The 25,943-nt window shown below is 33.6% G+C and carries 29 protein-coding genes and 1 tRNA gene; 27 read left to right on the plus strand and 3 right to left on the minus strand.

Annotation, left to right across the window (positions count from 1 at the left end):
* The first annotated feature begins 411 nt into the window (after window positions 1-411).
* The 6 genes from glnA to VW161_RS01515 all read left to right on the plus strand — a co-directional run bounded on the left by glnA (window position 412) and on the right by VW161_RS01515 (window position 8,887).
* The gene (glnA, locus tag VW161_RS01490) at window positions 412-1,749 is read left to right on the plus strand and encodes a type I glutamate--ammonia ligase (protein WP_304085990.1); all 1,338 of its coding nucleotides are present in this window, start codon (window positions 412-414) and stop codon (window positions 1,747-1,749) included.
* Between the two features lie 301 nt (window positions 1,750-2,050).
* On the plus strand, window positions 2,051-2,968 hold the full coding sequence (locus VW161_RS01495; RefSeq protein ID WP_304085988.1) for a glutamine amidotransferase: 918 nt from the start codon (window positions 2,051-2,053) through the stop codon (window positions 2,966-2,968).
* A gap of 11 nt (window positions 2,969-2,979) precedes the next feature.
* Complete coding sequence (locus VW161_RS01500) at window positions 2,980-3,633, plus strand: tributyrin esterase (RefSeq protein ID WP_304085986.1); 654 nt, start codon at window positions 2,980-2,982, stop codon at window positions 3,631-3,633.
* An 11-nt stretch (window positions 3,634-3,644) separates the two neighbouring features.
* Window positions 3,645-4,742, plus strand: a complete 1,098-nt coding sequence (locus tag VW161_RS01505) for a Coenzyme F420 hydrogenase/dehydrogenase, beta subunit C-terminal domain (protein ID WP_304085984.1) — start codon at window positions 3,645-3,647, stop codon at window positions 4,740-4,742.
* Window positions 4,742-6,223, plus strand: coding sequence for a glutamate synthase-related protein (locus VW161_RS01510; RefSeq protein ID WP_295604694.1), 1,482 nt, complete (start codon window positions 4,742-4,744; stop codon window positions 6,221-6,223). Before VW161_RS01505 ends, VW161_RS01510 begins: the two co-directional genes overlap by 1 nt.
* A 21-nt stretch (window positions 6,224-6,244) precedes the next feature.
* Window positions 6,245-8,887 carry a PEP/pyruvate-binding domain-containing protein gene (locus VW161_RS01515; RefSeq protein ID WP_325192655.1) on the plus strand — a complete coding sequence of 881 codons (2,643 nt, stop codon included), beginning with the start codon at window positions 6,245-6,247 and terminating at the stop codon, window positions 8,885-8,887.
* 330 nt (window positions 8,888-9,217) lie between these two features.
* On the opposite strand, the gene VW161_RS01520 is transcribed toward VW161_RS01515, so the two are convergent.
* Entirely contained in the window at window positions 9,218-9,775 is a 558-nt protein-coding gene (locus VW161_RS01520; RefSeq protein ID WP_304085979.1) for a hypothetical protein, read from the minus strand.
* Window positions 9,776-10,083: 308 nt separating this feature from the next.
* Between VW161_RS01520 and VW161_RS01525 the strand changes: the two genes are divergently transcribed.
* From VW161_RS01525 to VW161_RS01610, 18 genes are all read left to right on the plus strand, one after another.
* On the plus strand, window positions 10,084-10,596 hold the full coding sequence (locus VW161_RS01525) for an SHOCT domain-containing protein (RefSeq protein ID WP_304085977.1): 513 nt from the start codon (window positions 10,084-10,086) through the stop codon (window positions 10,594-10,596).
* A 34-nt stretch (window positions 10,597-10,630) separates the two neighbouring features.
* Entirely contained in the window at window positions 10,631-11,476 is an 846-nt protein-coding gene (locus tag VW161_RS01530; protein ID WP_304105155.1) for a hypothetical protein, read from the plus strand.
* A 315-nt stretch (window positions 11,477-11,791) separates the two neighbouring features.
* Window positions 11,792-11,876: transfer RNA gene (locus VW161_RS01535), tRNA-Ser, on the plus strand.
* A 461-nt stretch (window positions 11,877-12,337) separates the two neighbouring features.
* Complete coding sequence (locus VW161_RS01540) at window positions 12,338-12,787, plus strand: 30S ribosomal protein S13 (protein WP_304085973.1); 450 nt, start codon at window positions 12,338-12,340, stop codon at window positions 12,785-12,787.
* A 102-nt stretch (window positions 12,788-12,889) separates the two neighbouring features.
* Complete coding sequence (locus VW161_RS01545) at window positions 12,890-13,426, plus strand: 30S ribosomal protein S4 (protein ID WP_304085972.1); 537 nt, start codon at window positions 12,890-12,892, stop codon at window positions 13,424-13,426.
* Between the two features lie 11 nt (window positions 13,427-13,437).
* Window positions 13,438-13,830 carry a 30S ribosomal protein S11 gene (locus VW161_RS01550; RefSeq protein WP_067145940.1) on the plus strand — a complete coding sequence of 131 codons (393 nt, stop codon included), beginning with the start codon at window positions 13,438-13,440 and terminating at the stop codon, window positions 13,828-13,830.
* A gap of 12 nt (window positions 13,831-13,842) precedes the next feature.
* Window positions 13,843-14,676, plus strand: a complete 834-nt coding sequence (locus tag VW161_RS01555; protein ID WP_296855575.1) for a DNA-directed RNA polymerase subunit D — start codon at window positions 13,843-13,845, stop codon at window positions 14,674-14,676.
* A gap of 2 nt (window positions 14,677-14,678) precedes the next feature.
* Window positions 14,679-15,044, plus strand: a complete 366-nt coding sequence (locus VW161_RS01560; RefSeq protein WP_295604679.1) for a 50S ribosomal protein L18e — start codon at window positions 14,679-14,681, stop codon at window positions 15,042-15,044.
* Between the two features lie 23 nt (window positions 15,045-15,067).
* Complete coding sequence (locus tag VW161_RS01565; protein WP_325192671.1) at window positions 15,068-15,493, plus strand: 50S ribosomal protein L13; 426 nt, start codon at window positions 15,068-15,070, stop codon at window positions 15,491-15,493.
* Window positions 15,494-15,565: 72 nt separating this feature from the next.
* Window positions 15,566-15,964, plus strand: a complete 399-nt coding sequence (locus VW161_RS01570; protein WP_292778341.1) for a 30S ribosomal protein S9 — start codon at window positions 15,566-15,568, stop codon at window positions 15,962-15,964.
* A gap of 218 nt (window positions 15,965-16,182) precedes the next feature.
* Window positions 16,183-16,353, plus strand: coding sequence for a DNA-directed RNA polymerase subunit N (locus tag VW161_RS01575; protein ID WP_067145950.1), 171 nt, complete (start codon window positions 16,183-16,185; stop codon window positions 16,351-16,353).
* A 118-nt stretch (window positions 16,354-16,471) separates the two neighbouring features.
* Complete coding sequence (locus tag VW161_RS01580) at window positions 16,472-16,690, plus strand: DNA-directed RNA polymerase subunit K (protein ID WP_304085964.1); 219 nt, start codon at window positions 16,472-16,474, stop codon at window positions 16,688-16,690.
* A 555-nt stretch (window positions 16,691-17,245) separates the two neighbouring features.
* A complete protein-coding gene (gene eno / locus VW161_RS01585) occupies window positions 17,246-18,493 on the plus strand; it encodes a phosphopyruvate hydratase (RefSeq protein WP_325192656.1) in 1,248 nt (415 codons plus the stop codon).
* A 126-nt stretch (window positions 18,494-18,619) separates the two neighbouring features.
* A complete protein-coding gene (locus VW161_RS01590) occupies window positions 18,620-18,811 on the plus strand; it encodes an indolepyruvate ferredoxin oxidoreductase subunit alpha (protein WP_012955717.1) in 192 nt (63 codons plus the stop codon).
* A 145-nt stretch (window positions 18,812-18,956) separates the two neighbouring features.
* Window positions 18,957-19,553, plus strand: a complete 597-nt coding sequence (rpsB, locus tag VW161_RS01595; RefSeq protein WP_304085956.1) for a 30S ribosomal protein S2 — start codon at window positions 18,957-18,959, stop codon at window positions 19,551-19,553.
* A 271-nt stretch (window positions 19,554-19,824) separates the two neighbouring features.
* Window positions 19,825-20,673 carry an AmmeMemoRadiSam system protein B gene (gene amrB / locus VW161_RS01600; protein WP_304085954.1) on the plus strand — a complete coding sequence of 283 codons (849 nt, stop codon included), beginning with the start codon at window positions 19,825-19,827 and terminating at the stop codon, window positions 20,671-20,673.
* A 52-nt stretch (window positions 20,674-20,725) separates the two neighbouring features.
* Window positions 20,726-21,115: a lactoylglutathione lyase gene (gloA, locus tag VW161_RS01605; RefSeq protein ID WP_304085952.1), complete on the plus strand. Its 390-nt coding sequence runs from the start codon at window positions 20,726-20,728 to the stop codon at window positions 21,113-21,115.
* A gap of 58 nt (window positions 21,116-21,173) precedes the next feature.
* On the plus strand, window positions 21,174-21,491 hold the full coding sequence (locus VW161_RS01610; RefSeq protein WP_325192657.1) for a TfoX/Sxy family protein: 318 nt from the start codon (window positions 21,174-21,176) through the stop codon (window positions 21,489-21,491).
* A 7-nt stretch (window positions 21,492-21,498) separates the two neighbouring features.
* Here VW161_RS01610 and VW161_RS01615 read toward each other — a convergent pair whose 3' ends face one another.
* Window positions 21,499-22,026: a site-2 protease family protein gene (locus VW161_RS01615; RefSeq protein WP_304093198.1), complete on the minus strand. Its 528-nt coding sequence runs from the start codon at window positions 22,024-22,026 to the stop codon at window positions 21,499-21,501.
* A 150-nt stretch (window positions 22,027-22,176) separates the two neighbouring features.
* Window positions 22,177-22,341: a hypothetical protein gene (locus tag VW161_RS01620; RefSeq protein ID WP_304085946.1), complete on the minus strand. Its 165-nt coding sequence runs from the start codon at window positions 22,339-22,341 to the stop codon at window positions 22,177-22,179.
* A 151-nt stretch (window positions 22,342-22,492) separates the two neighbouring features.
* Between VW161_RS01620 and mvk the strand changes: the two genes are divergently transcribed.
* From mvk to fni, 3 genes are all read left to right on the plus strand, one after another.
* A complete protein-coding gene (gene mvk / locus VW161_RS01625) occupies window positions 22,493-23,476 on the plus strand; it encodes a mevalonate kinase (protein WP_304085944.1) in 984 nt (327 codons plus the stop codon).
* Between the two features lie 107 nt (window positions 23,477-23,583).
* Window positions 23,584-24,399: an isopentenyl phosphate kinase gene (locus VW161_RS01630; protein ID WP_304085942.1), complete on the plus strand. Its 816-nt coding sequence runs from the start codon at window positions 23,584-23,586 to the stop codon at window positions 24,397-24,399.
* Window positions 24,400-24,892: 493 nt separating this feature from the next.
* Complete coding sequence (fni, locus tag VW161_RS01635; RefSeq protein ID WP_325192658.1) at window positions 24,893-25,942, plus strand: type 2 isopentenyl-diphosphate Delta-isomerase; 1,050 nt, start codon at window positions 24,893-24,895, stop codon at window positions 25,940-25,942.
* The last annotated feature ends 1 nt before the right edge of the window (window position 25,943 follow it).

A 25,943-nucleotide genomic window follows, 5' to 3' on the forward strand; every position in this document is an offset into this window, starting at 1 on the left:
CATTTTTTTTATCATTTTTTTTATTATTATTTAATTTTTGTTTTATTTTTATTTCATTTTCATTCTCACTATTTATTTTTTCTAAAAATTTTTCTATAATTTGCATTGATTTTTAATTTGTTCTCCTTTTTATTTTTATCTCTCTAAATTTTCTGGAATTAAGTTTTCACTGAATAAATATCTATTTTAACTAATATCGGGTAAAAATAACTTGAAAATTCAGAAAACATTTCTTTAGTTTTATTTTTCTTGTTCATTTTTTATTCAAAATGTTTATATATTAATAGTGATAAATTATAGTAGGAAGGAAGTTTCCTTCCGACTATTGAATCAAGAAAATTTTTAGTCGAAGGATTTCCATTTTTCCATTTTTTCAAGAATGGACAATATCTCAAAAAAGGATGTGAAAAGATGTCAGTTAAAGACAATAAATTAGACCAGATAATTAAAACTGTTGAAGAAAACGATATCAAATTTTTGAAATTGCAACTATCAGACATACATGGATTGCCAAAAAGCATGGCAGTGCCTCTTAAAAAAGCTGATGACATTGAAGATATAGTGAATGATGGATTATTGTTTGACGGCTCATCAGTAGCAGGATTAGCTTCAATCAATGATAGTGATTTACTTGCAAAACCAGATATCAACACCTTCTCAACAATCCCATGGAGACCTGAATCAAAAGGAACCAGCAGATTCATATGTGATATTTTCACTACAGAAGGAAAGCCATATGATGGAGATCCGAGAGGAGTGCTTAAAAAAGCATTGGAAAAAGCAGAAAAAAGAGGATATCAATTCAATATGGGTCCTGAACCAGAATTCTTCATAATCAAAGAGGATGAGAATGGAAATTACATCCCTGCAGATGAAGCTGAATATTTTGATGTAGAGCCATTGGATCAAGGTACTGACATCAGAAGAGAAATCGTATTCGGTTTAGAGCAATTAGGTTTTGATGTTGAAGTAAGCCATCACGAAGTGGCAGCAGGACAGCATGAAGTGGACTTTAAATATGCGGATGCTTTAAAAACAGCGGATGCTGTAATAACATTTAAGGAAGCTGTAAAAGCAGTAGTTCACAACTTAGGATTTAAGGCAACATTCATGCCAAAACCATTCTTGGGAATCAATGGTAGTGGAATGCATTGTAACCAAAGCCTATTCAAGGATGGCAAAAATATTTTCTATGATCCAAACACTGAAAACCAAATTTCACAGGAAGCATTATACTTCATTGGAGGATTATTGAAACATGCACAGGCTTTATCAGCAATCCTATCCCCGACAGTTAACTCTTACAAACGTTTAGTTCCAGGTTATGAGGCACCTTGCTACATAGCTTACGGATTTAAAAACAGATCAACTTTACTCAGAATTCCTGCATCCCGTGGATTAGGTACAAGAATTGAGTGCAGATCACCGGATCCATCATGTAACCCATACTTGGCATTTGCAGTATTGCTTGAAGCAGGTTTAGATGGTTTGGACAATAAGATTGACCCAGGGGAACCAACTGAAGAAAACTTGTTTGCATTAACTGAAGATGAAATCCTCCAAAGAGGCATCAATAATTTGCCAACAAGCTTATGGGAAGCATACCATGCTTTAGAAGGGGATGATGTAGTTAAAAATGCCCTTGGAGAAAAAGTGTTTGATCAATTCTACACCATCAAAAGAGCTGAATGGGATGCTTACAGAATACAAGTATTTGATTATGAAAGAAATCAATACTTAGACGTTTAGACTATTCCTTTTTTGAATATTGGTGGTCACTCTAAAGATTTTTCTTCAGATAAAGATTTTCTTTAGTTTGACTACCCATCAATTAAAGTTAAATGGTTTTTGAAATTTAGAATTATTTTTTTAAGGCATATTGTAATTTTAAACAATTAAAAGGCATATTGTAATTTTAAAATTATTTTTAAAGGCATATGTAATTTTAGAATTACTTTTTTTAACAATTATAGATTAACATATTCAGATGATTAGTATATATTAGGCATATGTACGTGTATTCACCGATTATCTTATTGGAGGTAGAAAAATGTGTGGAATAGCAGGTGTAATATACAAAGATAAAAAAACTCACCCTGTAGGAGAAGCATTGACATCAATGCTTGAATCATTACAGCATAGGGGTCCGGATTCCGCAGGTTATGCAATCTACGGCAGTTTGGATTTCCCTGAAAATTATTATCAATTAAACATTGAAGTAAAAAGAAGAAGAGGAGCATTAGACAATTTAAAATCATTATTAAATCAAATAAGTCCAATATTCGAAGAGCAATTGATTGAGTCTGTAGGGGACTCAGATGTATATAAATGCAAAATAGCATTGGACGAATTTTCCCTTTTAAAACCATGCATTAATGAAATAGATGATTTGGAAAATGTAAGGGTTATAAACGGTTCACATTCATTCGAAATGATTAAGGATACAGGAAAAGTAAAGGACATTGCAGAACGTTTCAATGTTCAAAGCAGAATGGGAACACACGGAATAGGACATACCCGTTTTGCAACTGAAAGTGGTGTTGACCGCTATCATGCACACCCATATCAAAGCTACATAATACCTGACATTACTGTGGTGCATAATGGGCAAATCACCAATTACTGGAAAATAAGAGACCCATTGGAAAGGAAAGGACACACTTTCGAATCATTTAATGATACAGAGTGCATTGTTCATTATATGGCAGATAAGCTTGACCAAGGCTACAAATTAGAAGAGGCATTGGATCAAGCGGTAATAGATTTGGATGGTCCATTTTCCATATTGGTTGGAACACCTAACGGTATTGGAATTGCAAAGGACAAGCTTGGTCTTAGACCTGGTGTGATGGTGGAAACCGATGAGATTTTTGCAGTGGCTTCAGAGGAAATGGCATTGCATGATGTCACAGATTCAGATGAAATAGAACAGATAGCTCCTGGGGAAACAAGAGCTTACACCATATAGGAGTTTTTTCTATGAAAGAATATGTAATTGATGCGAATGGTATGGAAGAGAAAGAATTGAATCGAACCATAAAGGAACAAGCTAAATATTATGATAAGCTCATTATTGACAATCCTGATTCCAAACACAATATTTGTGCTGGGTTAACTGAAGATGTGGAAATAGAGATCAATGGTTCTGCAGGATATTTTGTTGGAACAATGGCTCATGGACCAAGGATACACATCACTGGCAATGCCGGCTGGTTTGCTGGAGACAATATGACAGAAGGTGAATTGGTCATTGAAGGTACAGCTGGTGACGGAGCGGGCCAAGGAATCTATGGTGGAACAGTAATTGTTAAAGGAAATGTAGGTTCAAGAACTGGAGAAATCATGAAAGGGGGAACCGTTATCATTGGAGGCAACAGCGGTTTCATGACTGGGCTCCTTATGATGGGAGGAAAGCTCATAATACTTGGTGATGTTACTGAGGATGTTGGAGAATCCATCATGAGAGGAACTATTTTTGTTCTTGGAAATGTGAAAAGTTTAGGAAAAAATGCAGTTATGGAAGAAACCACTCTTGAAGACCAAAATGAACTTCAAGAAATCCTAACAGAATATGGTTTCAATCTGACTGAAAATGATTATTCAAGTTTTAAGAAAATCGTTAACATGCAATAGGAGCTGAAAAAATGAGCGAACATAGAATAGCTATGGTGGGAACACCATGTGAAATTATGGCTGCATCCAAGATTCAACATTATACCGATAGCCCTATTGATGTTAAATTGGGCTTATTCTGTATGGAGAATTTTTCATATAAGTACTTTGTAAATCTCTTGAAAGAGTATGGCTTGAAAATGGATGACATTGAAAAATTCCAAATTGAGAAAGGATTTGTATTTTTACTTTTAAAAACTAAAGAAATAGTGAAAATACCTCTTTCAGTAGCTAAAAGGATTATTAGGAAAAACTGTAACATATGTGTTGAACTGACATCAGAAACCTCTGATATTTCAATTGGTTCAATTGGATCTGAAGATGGTTGGTCAACACTCATAATAAGGACTGAAAAAGGTGAGGAGATAGTTAAGGGGGCAATAGAACAGAAATTCATTGAAGCAAAAGACTTTACAGATTCACAATTTGGATTGTTGAATAGAATTGCGGAATCTAAAATAAGCAAAAATCTTGAAACTATAGAGAGAAGGGAATTTTTGGCAAGACCTGTATTATACCAAAGGGAAAAATCAGATGATTCCATCAATAAGGAGTTCTCAGAAGCATCATTCCTGGATTTAAGGTCAAATGTCATTGATGTTGGTGCATGTGTGCTTTGTGGAGCATGTGAATATGCATGTCCACACAATTTGATAACAATTGATGATACCAAACCAAGGATGAAAGGGGAATGCCCAGAGGATTGTCATGCATGCTTTGCAGTCTGTCCAAGAACATTTATCCCTGCAGATTTAAGAAATGACAATTCAAAACAGATAGGTGACTTTAAAAAAGTCTTGACAGTCAAATCATTAAAGCATACACAAGGTCAGGATGGGTCAATTGTAACAACATTAATCGACTATCTATTGTCAAATGAGATAGTTACTGAAGCTCTTATTGTTGATAAGGAGGATCATTTGGCTTGGAAACCTTATGCAAAGTTAACTAATGCGATTGATGAGGTTGTTAAATCTGGAGGAACAAAATATTCTGTCTGTCCTGTGTTCAAACCATTAGGGGATTTGAAAGAGGAACAAGTCCAAAATATTGATGAGGGGGTAAACTAATGTCATTCACTGTAGAGAGAAAATTGGAAATTTGCAAACAGAGCAATGATAGGCCTGGATGCTGTTGGTATTTATGTGACAATCCCCACAAATCATCATGTAAAAACTGTTATAGCTGCTATTCAAATTGTCCTCATGGAGTATATGAGGTAATCAATGATGAACCATTGCCAATACATCAGGAAAACTGTGTAGGGTGCAAGATTTGTGAAGAGATGTGCCCAACACATGCAATATATGTCAGACCTCTTGTAGATGAGGGAAGAGGTGTATGGTCAAATTCAACAATGGTTGAAATCAAACGTAAAAGTCAAACAGGAGCATATAAGGTAAGAGGCTGTGGATTAACCAGAAGAATCCCAACATTTGATGACTTAAGCATATTGCCTGCACAGGTTTCAAGGCCACCAATAGACTCATATAGGGAAACATGCAAGACTTCAGTGGTTCTTGGAGACAGGTTTGCAGAAAATCCAATTGAAATAGACACTCCTATTATGATTGGGGCAATGTCTTTCGGTGCATTAAGCAAGGAAGCAAAAATAGCATTGGCTATTGGAAGCAGCAAGGTAGGCACAATCACCAATACCGGTGAAGGTGGAATGCTTCCTGAAGAAAGGCATTATGCAGACAAATTGATTGCCCAGTATGCATCAGGCCGTTTTGGAGTTTCAGCAAGCTATTTAAACAATGCAGAAGCTGTTGAAATCAAGATAGGTCAAGGTGCAAAATCAGGTATGGGAGGACATTTGCTTTCCCATAAGGTAACTGCAGAAGTTGCTAGAGTCAGAAATATTCCAGAGGGAACCTCTGCATTAAGTCCTGCAAGACATATGGACATTGTAGGGCCTGAGGATTTAGGTATGAAAATCAACCAATTAAGGGAAATCACTGACTGGAAAGTGCCTATCATTGTGAAATTTGCATCCGGTAGAGTGGAACAGGATGTAAAGATTGCAGCAAAGGCAGGTGCAGATATAATTGTAGTTGATGGTATGCAAGGGGGAACAGGTGCGGGCCCTGAAGTGGTTACAGAACATGCAGGTATTCCTACAATAGAAGCTATTGTAAAGGCGGATGATGCTCTTAAGGACATTAATTTAAGAAGTGAAGTAAGCCTTGTCGCTGCTGGTGGAATAAGATCAGGTGCTGATGTTGCAAAAGCCATTGCTTTAGGGGCAGATGCGGTTTATATAGCTACCTCTGCATTGATCTCCATAGGTTGTAAGGTTTGCCAATCCTGTTCTGAGGGCATTTGCCCTAAAGGAATTGCAACACAGGATAGGGTGCTTAGAAGAAGATTAGATCCTATTAGAAAAGGTCAGCAAGTGGCAAATTATATTGAAGCAATGACTCAGGAAGTAACTTCCTTGACTCAACAGGCAGGAAATACAGATATTGAAAACCTTGAACGTCAGGACTTGGTTGCATTGACTATGGAGGCTTCACAATTAACAGGAGTGCCAATGGTGAGAAATTAAACAAGATTAGGAGAAATTATTATGGCTGCATTCGAAAGAATAAAATCAGGGATTCCAGGGCTTGATGAAGCCTTAGACAATATTCGTTTGGGAGATAATGTAGTTTGGAATGTTACAAATCTAAATGAATTCTCTTATTTTGTTGATCCTTATGTCAAACAGGCGAAAGAGGATAAGAGGAACTTGATATACATTAGGTTTGCCAATCACCATCCATTGATTGAAATGACAGAAGAGGACTTTCGGTTGCTTGAAATGGAAGAGAATAATCCTGAAACCGAGTTTTGCATGATTGAACGTGATGGAATCAAGATATATAAGGTCAATCCATATAACCAATTTGAGACTTTTACCTTAGAGGTTCATAGAATTATTGAAAAGGAAGGATTTGATGCATTCTATGTATTTGACTGCTTAAGTGACCTTCAAGCTGTTTGGTCTACTGATTTGATGATGGGAAATTTCTTTAAGGTTACCTGTCCATTCCTATTCCAATTGGATACTGTAGCATACTTCCCAATCATTCGAGGAAGGCATTCATTTGATGCAATAGCTAAAATCCGTGAAACCACACAGCTGTTCCTGAATGTGCATTCAAATTCTCCTGAAGAGGTTTATGTTTCTCCACTAAAAGTTTGGAACAGATATTCTCAAACAATGTTTTTGGGACATAAGTTTAACCCAAGAACAGGTTTTGTCAAGGTTTTGCAGGATGGTCAGGAAGTTAGCAAATATTATAAGACCATCAATGATTCTGATAAGCATCAAAGCGGGCAAATCTTGGACAGTTGGGAAAGATATATGCTTCAGGTTAGAATGAAGTATGAAGAAGGCAAGAATATCGATGATGAGTGCGATAAGATTTGTGAGCTGATGATGACAAAAGATGAGAAGATGCTTTCCAAAATAAAGGAATACTTTACTTTTGAGGATTATATCACAATCTACGATCGTCGTGTAGGAAGCGGATTGGTAGGTGGTAAGTCCTGCGGTATGCTTCTTGCAAGAAAGATAATCGAAAAGGAGCGTCCAGACATATACAGTAATCTTGAACCGGATGATTCATTTTATATTGGCTCAGATTTATTTTACACATACATAGTTTCAAATGACCTATGGGACCTTAGAGTAAAGCAAAGAAACCCTGAAGGTTATTATAAGTATGGGAAAGAGTTGGAGGAAGCTCTTAAAAAGGGTACTTTCTCAGATGAAATCAAGAAGGGATTCATACAGATATTGGATTATTTTGGACAGAACCCGATTATTGTAAGGTCAAGCAGTTTCCTTGAAGATGGATATGGAAATGCTTTTGCAGGAAAATATGAATCTGTATTCTGTGTAAATAGGGGCAGTCTTGAAGAACGTTTGGCAGCATTTGAAGAAGCGGTAAAGGTGGTATATTCAAGTACCATGAACATTTCCGCTTTGGAATATAGAAAAATAAACGATTTGGATGATGCCGATGAGCAAATGGCTCTTTTGGTTCAGAGAGTTTCAGGTTCCTATCATGGAGACTATTTCTTCCCAACTGCTGCAGGTGTAGGATTTTCATACAGCCCATATTCACCGCTGCCTGATATGGATAACAGCAAAGGAATGCTAAGGTTGGTAATGGGTCTTGGTACAAAAGCTGTTGACAGGACTAAAAAGGATTATCCTAGAATAATCAATCTTGACAAGCCTGAAGTGACTATGGTGAATGACATTAGGGAAAAGCACAGATATTCTCAACATTATCTGGATGTAATTGATTTAAAAGATATCAGCTTGCATGACATTCCTGTTGGTGACGGTTTGGATGTTATCCCAAGATATGCGAAAAGGGTACTTGTTGAACATGACCGTGAAGCTGAGAGAATGTTCCGTGATAGGGGTGAGCGCCGTGAAATAGTCTTTGTCAATTGTGAAGGGCTTGTAAATAATCAGGACTTCATTGATGATATGAAGGAAATCATGAATACATTGGAAATCGCTTATGATTATCCTGTGGACATAGAATATACAGTTAATGTTGGTGAGGATAATTCATTCAATGTAAACCTATTGCAATGCAGGCCTCTGCAGGTTTCAATAAACAATGAAGCAATTGAAATGCCTGAGGATAAGAATGTATTCTTCCATATTAAGGAATCTTCAATGGGTATGTCACGCAAGAATGAGATAGACACAATCTGCTATGTTGATCCACATAGGTATTATGAATATCCATATGCTCAGAAAAGTTCAATATCTCATGTAATCAATGATGTGAATGCCTATTGCAAGGAAAACGGTAAGACTGCAATTCTAATAGTTCCTGGTAGAATCGGTACTTCCTCTCCAGAGTTAGGAATTCCAGTGGTATTTGCTGACATTAGCCATTTCTCTGCAATTCTTGAGGAATCATACAGTGAAGTGGGATATATGCCTGAATTATCCTTTGGAAGCCATATGTTCCAGGACTTGGTGGAAGCGGAAATATACTATGGGGCATTGTTTGAAAATGAGAAAAAGCTGGAATTCAATAATGATATGGTTTATGACCATAAAAACATCTTGAAAGATATAAATCCTAATCTAAGCGAGGAGATTTATGATATGATACATGTCATAGACTTTGGTGATGACAAGGCGGAATTCTATCATGACATGAATAAGGATGAGACCTTGTGTGTTTTCAATTAAATAAATTGGAAATGCAAATAAAATCATATTGGAAAATATTAATTGTTTTCGGGCAGGTGGGAGGGACATATGCCTTTTTTATTTGCAATAGTTCTTTTTTCACAAAAAAAGATTTGTAAAATAAAATCAAAAACATAGGACTAAATGTGATTGTGGCCCTATCTGGATTTTTAGAGTTTATTTTTTCAGGTAGGGTTATTTTTCACATTTTTTTTAGAAAATTAGTTTTAGCTATTTTTTACTATTTTTATCTAGCTATTTTATCTGTATTTTGTAATTAATTATTAAATAGGCCGTTTTTTATTTCAATTAAAAAAATAAGCTAAGGGATTAAATTCTTTCGTAGGAATCCCCATCTACTTTATAAACTGGTTTTAAGATTTTAAATGTTTGAATAACATCAACAAAAGACTTTACAGCTACTTGATCCCTATTGTTTTTGGTGTACAATTCAAGGGAATATAAGTTGTTGTCCTTTAGGATAGCGTATTGCTCTATTTCCAATCCTTCTTTAGTGAGATATATGACATCCCAAATTCCATAATTGTCAAAGTTTTCCATTCCAGATTGCTGGATTTCACATTCCTTTGATTTCAAGTCTGTTTCTACAAGTTCCTTTAACTCTTCAACAGTGTTTGCCAAACAAGGCTGTGTGGATATTTTTACAATTGCATTGTTGGTTTTATCCAATAATACAAGATGAGTGAATTCATCCTCTTCCTCACTTTTCATCTCTTGCCATAAGAAGGGGTATTCCAAATAGAAGTATCCGTTGTTATATCCTTTTTTCATTTGTCTTAAGGTTTCTTCAGCGCTAAGTGTCTTTGGCTCTCCCTTTTCATCATTTCCTAATTCAAGTACAAATCTATCCTTATTTCCTTTTACCATTTAAATCACAATCATTATTTTTAATCTAATATTTTTATTAATAAATTTTTTAATTTTTTAAGTAAATTTATTCTATAATTATATTAATACTTCTTCTAATATAATTTATCAATTTATCATTAATTAATTTATTGTAACTCTTAAACTTTAATGTAACTCTTAAACTTTATTGTAATTCTTAACTTTCTTTAAGATAAATTTATATGTTTTTAAAATGTTATATTGTATTAATAAGATAATCTTTGTAAGATAAGGTATGTAAGATAATTTGATAATGTTTTTTTAAAATATTTTAGGTTTTTGATACTATGGGAAGATTAGGTTTTTTATTCAATCCGGATGGAAACATGCCTAAAGGTGAGATTAAATCAAGAGATGTGGAGTTTGATTTCCTCGGTTTATTAACTGAAAACGTTGATGGAAATGATAATAAATCCAATGGAGCAATCAAGTTGGATGAGGATTCCATTTACATAGAATTGAGAAGCAGATTGAACGGAAAGGTGAAGGATGCATTTGAAATATCTTATGATGATTTGAATGCAGATGATATTGATAGGGTAGCTGACAATAAGGTTCAATTGAATTTAGAGGATAAGACCATTCAGCTTAAGACATTGGACCATGATATGCTGAATAATTTTGAAACCAGATTAAAGAACAAATTGAATACAGGATCATTTGTACCTGAAGAGGAAAAAATAAGGCATGTGATTGCTGATGTTCCTGCAGAGATAAGGAAATATCATGATTTATTGAAAGATGGAATAATCACTGCAGAGGAATTTGAAAAGAAGAAAAAGGAATTATTGAATAACTGATTCCAGTTTTCAGTAAAATCAAACATGTGATATTATGGAAATAAAGTCAATACCTGAAATAATCAAGGAAATGGATTATTTGGTTAAAGAAGAGAAATATGATGAAGCCTATCAGTTTGCAAAGGAAAACATCAATCTGAATAAGGAATATGTTGAAGGTGAATACATATTCAAAAATCTTCTTGAAGAGCTTTTATTCCAAATCACTATCAAAAAAGAGATAAAAAGAAAATATCCTTTAATGCTTGACTATTCCACATTGTACTCCAATTATGGAAATGTATTATTGCATTTTAATGAGTATGAAAATGCCCTAAAATCTTTTAAATTATCTTATAATTACAATCCTGTCAATGTAAAAGCTATTTTTGGATTGTGTGAACTTTATAGAATTGAAAAGAATTGGAATGAGTTTTATAATCTCACTATCCAATCCTTCAGATATGATTACTCTCTCGTTGATCTTTCCAAATCATTTGAAAACTTGTCCATTTATTATCTAAATGAGTATCAGGTATCTAATGATGATGAAAATCTCAAATTAGCCATTTATTTGGAAAGATTAGCTGAATATTATGATGGTTCTAATGATTCCAATGAAAATAGAACCTCTATTGAATTTGATGAAGATTCTTTAAATCAATATGATCAAAGCATTGAAGAGATTAAGGAGTATCTCAAATCAAAAGGGTTGCCATATGGTCCTAGCATTGAAGTCATTACAATATGCAAGAATCTTGGATTCCAATTGGATGAGGATAAAAAAGTGGTTCCTGCATTGTTCTATTTCAATATTGCATACGATTTAACTAAAGATCCTGCAATTAAAGATGTGATTGATGATTTGGATGCAAAAGTTGAAAGAAAAATGAATGAATAATGATTTTGTTAAATATTTGTTTTTCATTAAACCATAAATTTGATAAAGATTGTCTTTTTTTGAAATTTTTTATTTTTCAAATTTTTGAAAATCTCAAATTTAAGTTCTAATATATAAACTTTACTATGAATTTCCAAAAAATCTTTAAATATTATTAAGTTCAATATTAATTTGTGATTATGATTTTGACTTTTTTGCTGTTTTTTGAAAAATTATGGTCAAAAATTCAAAACATTTATATACTATTAATTACTTATATTTTTATATCAGTGAATTATATATTAGACTGTATTATGTCTGATATGTTACTAGATTGCCGAGATAGTCTAGCCTGGTAAGGCGCGGGACTGGAAATCCCGTGAGGGTTCACCTCGCCTGGGTTCAAATCCCAGTCTCGGCGTTTATTAGTGTATAGCAATTTAATATAATTCTATTTAATAGGATTATTATTAATGATAATATCACTTTTATCAAATTATCATTAAGGTAAATCCGATTCAAATAAGCTTTACGAATTGGATTTATTTAGTTTGCTTTTTTTTTAATTAGTTAAATTATAATCTAGCTATGGCTTTAAAAGTTTATTAGTAATTTATTGAGTATTAAGTTACTCTATCTTTTAGTAAGCTGAGCGTAGTTATTATTTAATTAGAATTATTAAATGTGCTTGAAACTGATATGAACTCTTGGTTAGCATTGGTAAAATGGCTTGAATTAATTTAAGTCAATTAGACTATTGCTAGACTAAGTTTTACATTGTTGAAAAAACTGTGCTTTAAAATAAAGCATTCGAATCCGCTAAATTTTTTAAATAACGTCTCGTGGGTTCGCTCCAAAGAAAATTATATGGAGGTTACTTTAATGGAAGACGACTTTAAGCACTTAGTGCGTATATCCAGAAAGGACGTAGATGGTAACAAAACTATCCAACATGCTTTAACTGATATTAAAGGTATTGGATTATCCTTATCTAGATCTATCTGTCTTACCTTAGGTTTAAATACTGATGACCAAATCGGTTACATCTCTGAAGAAGATGTTTCTAAAATTGAAGCACTCTTAGAAAATCCTCAAGAATTCAATATTCCTGATTGGATGTTAAACAGACGTAACGATTACGCTACTGGTGACGATCTTCATTTAATTGAATCTGATCTTGACATGACTTTAAGAGATGATTTAAATAGAATGAAAAAGACCAGAAGCTACAAAGGTAGAAGACACGAAGTTGGTTTACCAGTTAGAGGACAAAGAACTAAATCTACTTTCAGACACAGTTCTACTGTCGGTGTAAGTCGTAGAAGAAGATAGATTCATATCTTTTAATGGACTTGTAATGGTAAATCGAATAAATTTTATATAGATTTTATAGATTTATAATAATTGATTATATTAAGATAAGGAGATGTGATTATGGGACATCCAAGAAAAGCAAGGAAAAAGTATGATACACCACCTCATCCTTGGAATGCAGAAAGAATTAAAACTGAAAATAAATTAATGTCTAAATACGGCTTAAAAAACAAAAAGGAAATTTGGAAAGCTGATACTTTAGTTAGAAAATACAGTAGGGAAGCAAGATACTTACTCGGTTTCTCTCAAGATCAAGTGAAAGTTGAAACTGAAGAATTATTAGGACACTTGAAAAGAACAGGAATCCTTGATGAAAGCGCTCACTTAGAGAACATTCTTGATTTAACTGTTGAAGATATTTTAAGAAGAAGATTACAAACTATAGTTTTCCAAAAAGGTTTAGCTCGTACTGCTAAAGAAGCAAGAATGTTTGTAGTACATGGACACATTGCTTTAAACGGTAAGAAATTAAATTCTCCAAGTTATGTAGTTAAAAGAGGAGAAGAAGAAGCAGTTGGTTTCTACCACTCTTCCCCAGTAGCTAAACAGATTGAAGAATACAATAAAGCAGCAACTCAAGCTGGAGAAAATCAATAAGGTGTGTAATTATGGCAAAAGACGAAAAATGGGGAATAGCTAATATTTATTCATCCTTTAATAATACTATCTTAACTGTAACTGATATTACAGGAGCAGAAACTATCTGTCAATGGTCTGGTGGTAAAGTAGTTCGTGCAGACAGACAACAATCCTCTCCTTTTGCAGCTATGGAAGCAGCAAACAGAGCAGCTGAAGATGCAAAAGAAAAAGGTTTTGTCGGATTACATATTAGAGTAAGAGCTCCTGGTGGAAATGGTCCTAGGAGTCCAGGTCCTGGTGCACAAGCAACTATTCGTGCATTAGCAAGAGCTGGAATCAAAATTGGTAAAATTGAAGATATCACTCCTATACCTCATGATGGTACTGGAAGACCAGGCGGTAAAAGAGGAAGAAGAGTATAAGAAGGGTTTAATATGAAAATTGATGTCAAAGAGCAAGATGAAAATTCAATGACTTTTATAGTCAGAGATGCAGAAGTTCCTTTTGTTAATGCTATTAGAAGAATTGCTATGATGAAAGTACCAAAATTAGCTATTGAAGATGTATTCATAGTTAAAAATGATTCTGCAATGTTTGATGAAGTATTAGCTCACAGATTAGGTTTAACTCCTTTAGTTTCTGATGCAGAATCTATTGAAGGATTAGTACTTCCAGAAGATTGTGATTGTGATAGTGAAAAAGGAGAATACTGTCCAAGATGTAGTGTTTCTTTCTCATTAAGGGAAACAGGACCTAAAACTGTATACTCTAAAGATTTAAAATCTTGTGGTGACTCAAAAATTAAACCAGTATACGATACCATCCCTCTCTTGAAATTAAAAGAGAATCAGGAAGTTGATTTAGAAGCTGTAGCAAAATTAGGAATTGGTAAAGACCATGCAAAATGGGTGCCAACCACTGTTTGTGCTTATAAACAATATCCAGAAATTGAAACTGAAGAAAAAGTTGACAGCACTGTTGCTACTGCAGTTGTTGAAGCATGCCCTAGAGGAGTGCTCGATTTTGACAGCGATGAAGGAAAGATTGAAGTTGTCGATATTGAAAACTGCTCCCTTTGTAAAGCTTGTGTAAGGGCAGCAAAAGCAGCAGAATCTAAATGTATCACTGTTGGGTATCGTGAAAATGATTTTATTTTTAAAATTGAAACTGATGGATCAATGCCTCCTAAAGAGGTTTTATTAAAAGCTTGTGATGTTTTAGATGCTAAAACAGATGAGTTTATCACATTTAGTGAAGGAGGAAGCTAATAATGGCTAGAGAAATTAAGAAAACTAATCCTAACCTTATTGACCTTATTTACAATCTTAGAAAACAGTCTTATGAGGAAGAAGTAGGTATCTGGAAAGAAGTAGCTATCAAGCTCGAAAAACCTTGCAGAAACCAAGCTGAAGTAAGCCTTTCTCATATTAACAAACACACTGTTGAAGGAGAAACTGTGGTTATTCCAGGTAAAGTATTATCTGACGGTAAATTAGATCACAAAGTTACTATAGCAGCATTAGGATTTACTAAAAACGCTGAAGCAAAAATAGAAAAATTTGGCAGTGAAGCTCTTTCTATTGCAGAACTTGCAGAAGCAAATCCTAAAGGTAGCAATGTAAAAATTATGTTATAAGCTAAAGGATTGGTGTAAAAATGATGATTATTAACGGTGAAGGACATATTTTAGGAAGACTTGCTAGTGTAGTCAGCAAGCAACTTCTCGAAGGCGAAGAGATTGTAGTTCTCAACGCTGAAAAAATAATGTTAACTGGTAATAAAGATTGGGCTTACGCTAAGTACAAACAAAGAGTAGACAGAGCATCTATCTCTAACCCTCGTGACTTAGGTCCTAAATACCCAAGAAGACCAGAAGATATATTCAGAAGAACCGTAAGAGGTATGTTACCTATGAAAAAAGCAAAAGGTAAAACTGCTTTCAAAGGATTCAAAGCATTTGTAGGTGTGCCTGAAGAGTATGCTGATGCTGAACTTATAACCATACCTGAAGCTGAATATAACGACATTAAAAAAGGAATGGAATTAGGAGAAATCTCTAAACTTTTAGGTGCTAAATTCGAATAGATTTAGCGGAAGTTTGATTTGTTCTAATTAAGGATTATTATACGAATTATATTAAATGATGGAGTAATTGTTATGAAAGTTGTTCATACAAGCGGTAAGCGTAAAACAGCTATTGCAAGAGGTACTGTAAGAGAAGGTACTGGTAAAGTAAGAATCAATAAAGTTCCTTTAGAACTTTATTCTCCAGAACTTGCACGTTTAAAATTAACCGAACCATTAGAATTAGCTGGAGATGTTGCTAATCAAGTAGACATTTCCATCAGAGTTAATGGTGGAGGAGTTATGGGCCAAGCTGAAGCTGCACGTATGGTAATTGCAAAAGGTTTAGTACAATGGACTCAAGACATGGACTTAAAAGAGATCTACACTCAATATGACAGAACCATGTTAGTAGGTGACCCAAGACGTTCTGAACCTAAGAAATACGGTGGTCCTGGAGCTAGAGCTCGTAAACAAAAAAGTTACAGATAATTTTTATACATTATGTATTTAATATAAATTTTACAATTCCTTTAAAGGAGACATTCTGTCTTTTTTGAAGTTTGTAAAATTTATCAAATTCTCTGTAAGTATTTTCTAATCTTTTTAATTTTTCACTTGAGATTGGGAAAAGCTGTAAAATTTAATTTGATTATTTCATATTCTTTAATTATGAAATATGTTTTATATAAAAAGGAAATGATGGTTATATGATACCTATACGATGTATAAGTTGTGGAAAACCCGTTTCTGCATATTTTGATGAATACAACCGCAGATTAGCTGATGGTGAAGAGTCAAAAGATATTTTGGATGATATGGGTATTACAAGATATTGTTGTAGAAGAATGTTAATTTCCCATGTTGAAACTTGGGAATAATCTTTATCCTTTTTTATTTTTTATTTTAGGCTTAAATGATTATTTTATCAATTTGGGAATTAATTAGCTATTAATAGTTTATACAATTGATTATTGTTTAATAATTAGGAGTTAAATAATGGCTGCAAATAAAGACAATACAAAAAAATTAACAAGATTCGAAAAGGCTAGAGTTTTAGGTGCAAGAGCTATTCAGCTTTCCATGGGCGCTAAGCCTATGAAACACAAGGAAATTGAAAAATTCCTTAAAAATTCCAAATCTCTTGATCCTATTGATATAGCTACTAAGGAACTTGAATTAGGCATTTTGCCTTTAAACGTTAGACACAAAGAATAAATCATTTATTCTTTTATCTATTCTTTTTTATTTTAAAAAAGAATTTAAAAATCAGTATAACTGTTCTTTTTATTTAAAAAGAATTTTATATATTTAATGATTAAGTATTTAAGTGATAAATTACTTAATAATATTATAAATAAATTATTAAAATTATTTAATTTAGATTTTAAATCATATAATTTATTTAAATTTATTTATTTCTTTAAATTAAGAATATCATATGCAATCTATAAATCAACCTTCTAGTTTTTTTATGATTATCAAATCCATTATAGATTTTATGGTAAGACGAATTGGATAATGATTCTTTTGAATCTCATTGGTAAATTGATTATTGATTAATTGTATTGATAATGAATTATTGATTATTTAATGATTATTAGTTAATTAGAACATTATAGTCAATATTAGGCTTATTTAGTCAGTTGTCATAGGAAAACTAGCAAATTGCATACTTAAAATTGCATATTTATTATCTGAAATTTTAAGGAATAGTTAAATTTCATTTATAATATTAATTTAAATATTCTTTATAACCTATGAGGTGTTATTTTGGATAGTGTAATTGAAGATGTTCGTGTTAGAAAGATTTTAGACAGCAGGGGAAATCCTACTGTTGAAGTGGACATAATTACCTGGAACGGATTTGGAAGAGCTGCTGCACCAAGTGGTGCAAGCACTGGTTCTAGAGAAGTCGTTTCTTTCCCAGAAGGCGGAGTGAGTCAAGTAATCACTGATGTTGAAGATTTAATCTCCTCCGAACTTATTGGTATGGCTGCTGAAGACATCGAGGACATTGATGAAATCCTTAAGGAAATTGATGGAACCGATAACTTGTCTGCAATTGGTGGAAATACCACTGTAGCTGTTTCAATGGCTGCAGCTAAAGCAGCTGCAATGAGTTACAATTTGCCTCTTTACAATTTCTTAGGAGGCAATTTCATTAAGGAAATTCCTTATCCATTAGGAAATATGATGAATGGAGGGGCTCATGCAGGTCCTAATGCACCTGACATTCAAGAGTTCCTTGTTGTTCCTGTTGGAGCAAATGACATTACAGAAGCGGTTTTCGCTAATGTTGAAGTTCATAAAAGATTAAAGGAATTAATATCCAAAAAAGATCCTAGCTTCACTGGTGGAAAAGGTGATGAAGGAGGATGGATTCCAAACATTACCAATGATCAAGCTTTGGAAATTCAAGCTCAAGCTTGTGAAGAGGTAGGGGATGAACTCGGTTTTATCATAAAACCTGGTTTGGATATGGCTTCATCTGAATTCTGGAGCGAGGAAGAAGGAAAATATGTCTATGGTCAAGACGGTCTTGAAAGAGACAGCGGTGACCAGGTTGATTATGTAAAAGACTTGATTGAAACTTATCATATGTTCTATGTTGAAGATCCTTTTGATGAGAAAGATTTTGAAGGATTTACAGAGCTCACTGCAAAAGTAGGCAACAAATGCCGCGTTTGCGGAGATGACTTATTCGTAACAAATAGCGAATTGTTGGCTAAAGGAATTGAAATGAATGCTGCAAATGCAATCGTAATCAAGCCAAATCAAATAGGTACTTTAACAGATACTTATGCAACTGTAAGATTAGCTAAAGAGAATGGCGTCATGCCTGTTGTTTCCCACAGATCCGGTGAAACCTGTGATGAAACCATTGCTCACTTGGCAATTGCATTCGGTGCTCCAATGATTAAAACCGGTGCAATTGGTGGTGAAAGAATAGCTAAATTAAATGAACTTATCAGAATTGAAGAGGAAATGTCCAATCCTAGAATGGCTGGTTTATATTAGATTTCTTTTCAATTCAGTTAATCAAATTCAGTTTAAATCATGATTATAGTAAATTTTTGAGCGAGATTTACTTTAATAAGTAGTTAAATTTTAACTAATAAAAAATTAGAAGAAAATGGTGTAAAAATGTCAACTGTTATTATTGATGCAAGCAAATGTGAAAATGCAGATTGTGGTGAATGTGTAGATATGTGTCCTATGGAAATCTTTTCCTTAGACGGAGACAAAATCGTAACTGATCATGAAGACGAATGTACTTTATGTGAAGTATGTGTCGACATGTGTCCTAACGACTGCATTACTATCAAAGATGAATAGATTTGTTGATTTTAGACAAGAGTTCATTTAGATCCTTGAGGGTTTATTGAATTCTTTTCTTATTTTTTAATTATTTTTTAATAATTAAATTAAATTCAATAAAAAATTTCAATAAAAATTATATTTTATATTATATGGTGATAAAGTGTCAGATTTATTAATCCCTTTAGAAAAGTATTTGGCTGCTGGGTTACACATTGGTACCCAACAAAAAACTAGTGACATGGAAAAATACATTTTTCGTGTAAGATCCGATGGTTTATATGTCTTAGACGTTCGTAAAACTGATGAAAGAATCAGAGCTGTTGCTAAATTCTTAGCAAAATACGACCCAGATGACATTTTAGTAGTAGCTACCCGTCAATACGGTCAAGCTCCTGTTAAAAAATTCGGTGCAATCACTGGATGTAAAACCATTCCTGGTAGATTCATCCCAGGTACCTTAACCAACCCACAATACGCTAAATTCATTGAACCTAAAGTTATTGTTGTAACTGACCCAAGATCCGACTCTCAAGCAATTTTAGAATCCAAACAAAACGGTATTCCTGTAGTAGGTTTATGCGATTCTGAAAACTTACTTGCTAACGTAGATATTTGTGTTCCATCTAACAACAAAGGTAGAAAAGCTATTGCTTTAATCTACTGGTTACTTGCAAGACAAATCTTAAGAGAAAGAGGCATTCTTGGCGAAGACGAAGATTTAGACATTGAATCTTCTGACTTTGAATTAAAGTTCTAAACAAGCTTTTCTGGGCCTTCGGCCCGAAAACCTTGACCAAAATTCTTTCCACTTGTTGGGAGGAATTTTCTTTAATTATTTTTACTTTTAACTTTTTTAAAACTTTTAAATTCTATTTTTATCTATTTTTATCTTATTATCCTATTTTTATAATTTAATTTATACTCTAACTATTTTTAAAAAAATAAATAAATTTTTTATATTAAGTAAATTAAATTATTAATTAATTCTTAAACTTTATATTGAAAATAATTTAAAAATGGGTGAAAATATGATTAGAGAACCTGCAGTTGCTGGTGCATTTTATGAAAGTAATGTAAAATACTTAAGAGAATCAATTGAGGACTGTTTTAAACATAGGTTAGGGCCTGGTGAAGTGCCTAAGCTATCAAGGATAAAAAATGAAAAACAGGTTAATGCAATTATGGTTCCACATGCAGGATATGTCTACTCTGGCCCTACTGCCGCTCATGCTTATTCTAAATTAGTTCAGGACGGTTATCCAGAAACCTTTGTAATACTTTGTCCTAATCATACTGGCTATGGGGCAGATGTTTCAGTGTACAATGAGGGATCATGGGTAGTTCCGAATGGAGTCTGTGATGTGGACAATGAACTTGCAGATGAAATTATAAAAAACTCTAATTTCGCTAAGGCTGATTTTAATGCACACTTAAAGGAACACAGCTGTGAAGTTCAGCTTCCATTCTTAAAGTACTTTGACAGCAACTTCAAGATAGTTCCAATCTGCATGATGGATCAATCTGTTGAAACATCTAAAGATTTGGCAAATTCCATCTATGAATCTAGCCAAAACTTAGGAAGAAAAATCACTTTGATTGATAGTTCTGATTTATCTCATTTTAAGTCTCAGGAAAAGACCATCGAACATGACAACCTTGTGTTTAATGAAGTGTTCAATGCAAATACTGAAGGGCTTTATCATGTTGTAAAAAATGAACAAATTAGTATATGCGGATACGGTCCAACTATGGTAAGTATGGAATTTTCTAAAAAATTAGGCCAAAAGAACTTTGAACTTTTACAGCATTCAACAAGTGGTGACATAACTTTGGATTATGCATCTGTAGTTGGATATGGTTCTGGTGTATGGTATTGATTAAACATTGCTGGTCATTATATACTCAAATTAATTATAATAAGGTGATATCATGGTAAATTGTATGATGATACATGAAATGATTAGGGTCTTTGACCTTGAACGTTCATTGAAGTTTTATGATGAAGCATTGGGAATGAAAGAGAACAGGAGAGTGGATAAGCCTGAAGGTAAATTTACATTGGTCTATTTGACAGATGGCCAATCACATTTTGAATTGGAACTCACTTATAATTATGACCCTGAAGTTCCTTATGAAATAGGTTCTGGATATGGACATCTTGCAGTTCTTGTTGAGGACATTGAAGCAGTTAGGCAAGAACATATCAATGCAGGATATGAAGTGGGTCCTTTAAAAAGCTTATATGATGACGGAAGTGAAAAATACTATTTCTTGACAGATCCCGACGGATATAAAATAGAAGTTATGGAAAGGGCTTAAAAAAGCATTTTTTTATTTTTTTTTATTTATTTAGTTATTTATTTTTATGAGGTTGCTTATGTCATCAAGTAATGAATATTTAGAATCCATATTGGAGCAACTTTCTGATTTGGATGAAATATCCTATCGGGCAATGATGGGTGAATACATTATTTACTATCGGGGTAAGATTATTGGTGGAATCTACGATGGTCGTTTTCTTATAAAACCTGTAAAATCAGCTATGGCTATGATGCCTGAAGCAAATATGGAATTTCCTTATGAAGGTGCAAAGGAAATGTTGCTTGTGGATGATGTGGATGACAGAGAATTCTTAAAAGAGCTATTGGAAGCGATGTATGAAGAGCTTCCAGCCCCTAGGAAAAAGCGTAAATGAATCTTTTTTACATTCCAATGATTAATCCAACCATGTTTTCAGCACCTATGGTCATGGATAGCAGTGTCATTACTGCAGCTATTGCAAAAATAACAAACCAAATCAAGACATTCCACTTCATAACTTTAGTTCCATCCAAAGTTGCAAAAGGCAATAGGTTAAATGCTGCTAAATAGCTGTTTACTGAATAACCTACAGCACAAGTTAGATATATTAAATGAATTATTTGGGAATGTAATGAAAACGGATATATGAATGCTGCAATGGCTATGAATATCAATGCAAGTCCCATATTGGTCATTGGTCCTGCAACAGCAATTCTGCCGTTAATCTCATCGCTCATTTGATCTGCATAAGTGTTTACTGCACTGGGTGCTGCAAATACAAACCCAAGAAATGCTGCAACGAATGCGATTACCAATCCTAAAGACCATAACTTGAATTCTGCCCAGTAACCGTATTTCATTGAAACGAACTTATGCCCAATCTCATGCAACAGGAATCCTGCACCAACACCAATCATGACTATTGGCAAGATTTAAGCGATACCAAAAAGATTCAATCCAACATTGGATATTGCAAAACAGATTGAAAGCACTGCAAATGCAATCAGCAAGTCCCTTATCTCATTTTTTGTAAATTCATACATATTCTTAAATCTCTGATTTTAAATATAAAGTTTCTTCTATTGCATTGTTTTTCTTATCTTCATTTTTCTTAGCCAATTTTCACAGCTGTCATCCTGCTTAATCAGCTTTTCATGATATCTGCAAAAGAATTGGGTGCATAAATCTGTATCAAACTCCAAATATTTGCAATTGTAACATTCTTTTTCAACATTATTCTCCATATCTATAGTATACTTTTTATACTATTTAAGATAAATTTATAAATATATTAAATTTTATACAATTTTATACAATTGAAAAGAATTTCAAAATCAAATATTGGATTTTAGAATAGTGAATTTAACTTTAAAAATAAATTAGGGAGAATTGAAGATGAGACATATATCAGTAGCTTCTGCACCGGGAAAGACAATCCTTTTCGGTGAGCATTCAGTAGTGTATGATGAACCGGCTATTGCAGGTGCAGTCAATAAAAGGGCTACAGTAAGCATTCGCAGATCAAATAACAATTACTCCACATTAAAGTCCAATGATTTAGGTTTTGAAGTAAAGATGGATACCCGTAGAGGAACTTATACATTAGTTAGAGGAAAACCAGGAATCATACGCTATATCTTAAATGCTATGGGAAAGTTCCATGATCACAGTAACATTGACATGAGCTTGTCCCTTAATTTGCCTATAGGTTCAGGTTTAGGTTCTTCTGCTGCTGTAACTGTCGCTACAATCGCTGCATTGCATCATTTTCATGGAGTTGAATTCAATAAGGAAACCCTTGCACATGAAGCTCATGGAGTGGAAGAGGAAGTTCAAGGGATTGCCAGCCCATTGGATACTTTGATTAGTACATATGGTGGATTAATCTACTTGTCTCGTGAGAAGAGGATTGTCCGTTTTGACAGTCATTTGGATGCTCCATTTGTTGTGGGATTCACAAATAAATATGGGAACACTGCTAAAATGGTTAAGAACGTAAAGACATTAAAGGAAACCTATCCTGAATTGGTCAATCCAATAATCTCTACAATGGGTAAAATTGCTAATGAGGCAAGAGTTGCAATCATAAAGAATGATGTTGAAAGGATTGCTGAATTGATGAACTTGAATCAGGGATTGCTTGACTCCTTAGGTGTAAACACTTATGAATTGTCTAGAATGATTTATACCGCTCGTGACAATGGAGCGTTAGCATCCAAAATCACCGGTTCTGGTGGTGGTGGAAGCATAATCTCATTATGTAGTGAAGAGACAATAGATAAAGTTGCAGAAGCAATCAATATTGAGGATAAAACAATTAAAGTCAAGTTCTCAAAGGATGGTGTTTTAGTAAATAGGAGAACCCCTCCTTTGCCTTAAGTTTTATCATTATTTGATTGTTTATGGTTTGATTGACTATGATTTATTTACAATTGATTATTATTTAATTATTTTTTTAACTTTTTCTAATTTTATAGTGTGATTTTATGATTATTTTAAAGATTGGCGGAAGCATATTAACTGAAAAGGATTTGGCAGAACCTAAAGTCGATTATGAAAACTTAAATCGTATTGCAGATGAAATCAGAGAGTCATTATATGCTGAGGAAATCAGCAATGACTTGATAGATGGTCTTGTAATCGTTCATGGTGCAGGCTCATTCGGTCATCCTCCTGCTAAAAAGTATCAAATAGGCCAGCCTTTTGAAATGAAGGATTACCTTGAAAAGAAAATAGGATTTGCTGAAGTTCAAAATGAGGTCAAGAAATTGAATTCAATCATCTGTGAGTCCTTGATTGAACATGGTATTCCAGTTATTGCAATACCTCCATCTTCATTTATAACTTCACACAATAAGAGAATCTATGACTTTGACTTGAACTTGATAAAGACATATCTTAGGGAAGGTTTTGTGCCTGTTCTCTTTGGAGATGTCGTTATTGATGATGAAGTGAAGATCGCGGTTATCTCTGGAGATCAAGTCCTCCAATACATTGCTAAATTCTTGAAATCTGATAGGATTGTCCTTGGAACTGATGTTGCAGGAGTTTATACCAAAAACCCTAAAACACATGACGATGCAGTTCATATTGATGAAGTGAACTCCATTGAAGACATTAAGTTCTTGGAATCCACCACCAACGTTGATGTTACCGGCGGTATGGTAGGTAAGGTAAAAGAGCTTTTAGACTTGGCTGATTATGGAATAAGCTCTGAAATCATCAATGCAAATGAGGAAGGGGCAATTGCAAAGGCATTGCAGGGCATGAAAGTGAATGGAACTAAAATCTGCAGAAAATAATTTTAGTTCTTTATTGCTCTTTTTCACCATTATTTTTTCTTTTTTAGTATTATTTAAGTTTTTTTAAACAATTTTTTCTTAAAATACTCTATTTTTACCCAATATTTAAATATAATGAAAATAAAAAATTATAAATAGTTAAAATATATGCAATTTTCATATATTTTGAATTTAAAAAATTAGAATTAATTTAAGTCGGATTTTAATGTTTTTAAATTCATTCGGGACCTAATTAAACACGTAAGAATATTTTATTTAATTTAACTTTTATTTATAAGGGCTTTTTTAAATTTAATTTTTCTATTTATAATAATTTTATATTGATTAGTTTATTTTAGATATTTAAACTACTTTTAAAGGTTTACTATTTAAAAAATAGTTGATTATCTAGAGTTTATAAGATTGCTTTTTTTAGGTTCTAATGATTTAATACGGCTTAATATTAATTTAAACAGATTATACTTACATTTTATTAATAATTAAAGAGGAAACAATGATTTCAGATAGAAAATTAGAACATCTATTGATTTGTAAGAATTATGATGTTAATTATAAGGATAAGACTACAGGCTTTGAGGATATTGAATTGATCCATAGAGCATTGCCTGAAGTTCATAAAGAGGAAATTGATATTTCAACAGAGGTTTTCGGCAAGAAATTGGAATCCCCTTTATTCATTACAGCAATCACTGGAGGACATCCTGCTGCTAAGGACATCAATAAGGAATTGGCTACTGTTGCAGAAGATAAGCAAATAGGTTTAGGTTTAGGTAGTCAAAGGGCAGCTATTGTCCATCCTGAATTAAAAGACACTTATGATGTTGTAAGGGAAAATGCTCCATCCGCACTTGTTTTAGGAAATATTGGGGCGCCTCAATCTGATTTAGCAGAAAAAGCTGTTGAGATATTGGACAGTGATATTTTAGCAATCCATTTAAACCCATTGCAAGAGGCAATTCAACCTGAAGGGGATGTTGATGCAAGAGGATACATAGATTCAATAGCTGAAATTTGCAAATCCGTTAAAGTTCCTGTCATGGCAAAGGAAACAGGTACCGGAATAAGTGCTGAAGATGCAAAGACTCTTGAAAAGGCAGGAGTAAGCTTTATTGATATAGAAGGTGCTGGCGGAACCAGCTGGGCTGCTGTTGAAACCTATCGTGCAGATGACCGTTATATGGGAGAATTGTTCTGGGAGTGGGGAATCCCTACTGCTGTAAGCACTGCAGAAGTAGTGAATTCTGTTGATGTTCCAGTTGTCTCTTCTGGTGGTATCAGATCAGGTCTTGATGCTGCAAAAGCTATTGCACTTGGTGCAGATGCTGTTGGTATGGCACTTCCTGCACTTAAAGGAGCTTATGAAGGACAAGAGGCTTTAGTTCAAATGGTTGAAAGGTTCAATGAATCCTTAAGAATAGCTATGTTTTTAGTTGGGGCTTCAAATATCGAGGAGCTTAAGAATTCAAATCTCATCATTAAAGGTGAGACTAAAAACTGGTTAGAAGCAAGAGGCTTTGATACTAATGATTATGCAAGAAGGTAAT

The organism is Methanobrevibacter ruminantium (genome assembly GCF_016294135.1).
In the GTDB taxonomy this organism is placed as follows: domain Archaea; phylum Methanobacteriota; class Methanobacteria; order Methanobacteriales; family Methanobacteriaceae; genus Methanobrevibacter; species Methanobrevibacter ruminantium_A.